Here is a 2,013-nt window from a genome sequence, read left to right on the forward strand (position 1 = left end):
GCGCCGGCGAGGTAGGGGTGCTGGGCGGCGTATCCGGTGTCGAGCACCGCGACCGTCGCGCCGAGGCCGGTGTGCCCCGCCCGCCACGCCTCGGGCGCGCCGACCTGGGGCACGCTGCGGTCCAGCGTCGTCCGCACCGGGCCGTCCAGCCACACGCGCGTCGCGCCGGCCGTCCGCGCGCCCGACCAGAACGAGCCGTCCTTGGGCGCTTCCACGGCGTACCCGCCGATGCTGGGCAGCGGCTCCCCCGCGACGGCCGGGCCGTCGGTGACGACGATCAGCGGGGTCACGCCGCTCGACCGGTCGTCGTAGCCCGCCCGCAGCAGGCCGGCGACGTCGAACAGCCGCTCGTCCAGGGCGCCGGACCGCACGGCCTCCTCCGCGTCGAGGGGCACGACGTGCAGCGCGCCGCGGCGGTCGCGCCGCTGGAGGAACCGCATCCCCTCGCGTCCCCGGGCCGGGCTCACCTCGGCGCGGCCGGCCCGCACGGTGACCCGGTCACCGGTCAGCAGGGTCACCGTGCCGCCGGGTAAGCCCTCCGGCGGTTCGGGTTCCGGTGTTCCCGGCGCGGAGGTGGCGGTGCCGGCGGTCAGCAGCGCCGCCGTCACCGCCCCCGCCGCCAGCAGTGCCGTCGTCCTGCGGTGCACGTGGCCTCCCCCGGTCGCCGTGGCGTCGCCTCGTCGACCGCCACGTCCCCGGTGACCATGGCACCGCGGGCTGCGCCGGCGCTACGGCGTCCCGGCGGCCGGGAACCGCTCGGGTCGGGACGGGTGGTGCGGCCTCCGCCCGCCGGGTCCACGACATCGTTGGCCGCCAAGGGCTCGTCCCTTCGGTTCCGCTGTCCGGACGACGCCGCCCCGGTCGGGCCGGCACTACCGTGCGAATCGGTTCAGATGGACATCTCGCAACGGAGCGAACCATGCCCAAGACTCGTGTTCTCCCGGTTTCCCTCGCGCTGGCCGTCGCCCTGCCGCTGGTGGCCGCGCCGACCGCGTGGGCCGACGTGCGGATCACCGAACTGCCCGGCCTGCCCGGTTACCCGACGCACCGCGCGGTCGGCGTCAACGACCTCGGCCAGGTGATCGGCGCCGCCTACGGCAACGGTCCGGTCCGGGGTGTGCAGTGGACGCCCGGCGGCGCGGCCGTGGACCTCGGCGCGGGCAACCCGCGGGCGATCAACCGGCGCGGGCAGGTGCTCATCGTGGAGGCGAAGAGTTCCGTCGGGCCTTACGTCAACCGGCCCAGGATCTGGCGGGCGGGCGAGGTCGTCGACATCACCCCGTCCGGTTCGGGGTGGGTGAGCGCGGAGGCGATCAACGACGCCGGTCAGGTGCCGATGACGTACTCCACCTCGTCCACCTCCTACCACCAGGAGCGGGCCGCGGTGTGGCGCGGGGAGGAGCACGAGGCGCTGCCGCTGTCGGAGCCGCACCTGTTCGTCGACGCGATCAACGACGCGGGCGTGGTGGTCGGGTCGAAGCTGCCGATGTTCGCCGGGGACCGCTACGCGTTCCGCTGCGAGGGCGTCACGTGCACGCGGCTGGCCGCGACGCCGGGTTCGGGCTCGTACGAGCTGTCGGCGGTCAACGAGGCCGGTGTGGTCGTCGGGAACGAGGACGGCCGGGCGCTGCGCTGGGAGGGCGGCTCGGTGACCGTGCTGTCGCCCGACGGCCGGGTGGCGCGCGGGCCGCAGGCGCTCAACGAGCGCGGTGACGTGGTGGGCGTGACGACGGACGCGAGCGGCGTGCGGCGGGCGACGCTGTGGCCGGGCGGCGGCAAGCCGGTCGTGCTGGACGTGCCGGGGCCCGCCGAGGCGGTGGCGGTCAACGAGCGGGGCGACGTGCTGGGCTGGTCATCGGCCGACGACCCGGACGCGGCGCGGGCGTTCCTGTGGCGCGACGGGAAGCACGTGTGGCTCGGCTCGCTCGGCGGCGCGCACAGCCTGCCGGTGGCGCTGAACGACCGGGGTGTGGCGGTCGGCGAGAGCACCACCGCGGACGGCACGATCAAGGC

The 2,013-nt window shown here is 76.0% G+C and carries 1 protein-coding gene and 1 pseudogene; one reads left to right on the forward strand and one right to left on the reverse strand.

Features of this window, described 5'->3' with window-relative positions; genetic code table 11:
• Positions 1-647: pseudogene (locus tag ACFV4N_RS43220) on the reverse strand (S8 family serine peptidase); the annotation flags it as partial.
• 272 nt (positions 648-919) lie between these two features.
• Between ACFV4N_RS43220 and ACFV4N_RS43225 the strand changes: the two are divergent.
• On the forward strand, positions 920-2,013 hold a 1,094-nt coding region (locus tag ACFV4N_RS43225), incomplete at its 3' end, for a hypothetical protein (protein WP_499678504.1).

This window comes from Actinosynnema sp. NPDC059797 (assembly GCF_042732085.1).
Lineage (GTDB): Bacteria > Actinomycetota > Actinomycetes > Mycobacteriales > Pseudonocardiaceae > Actinosynnema.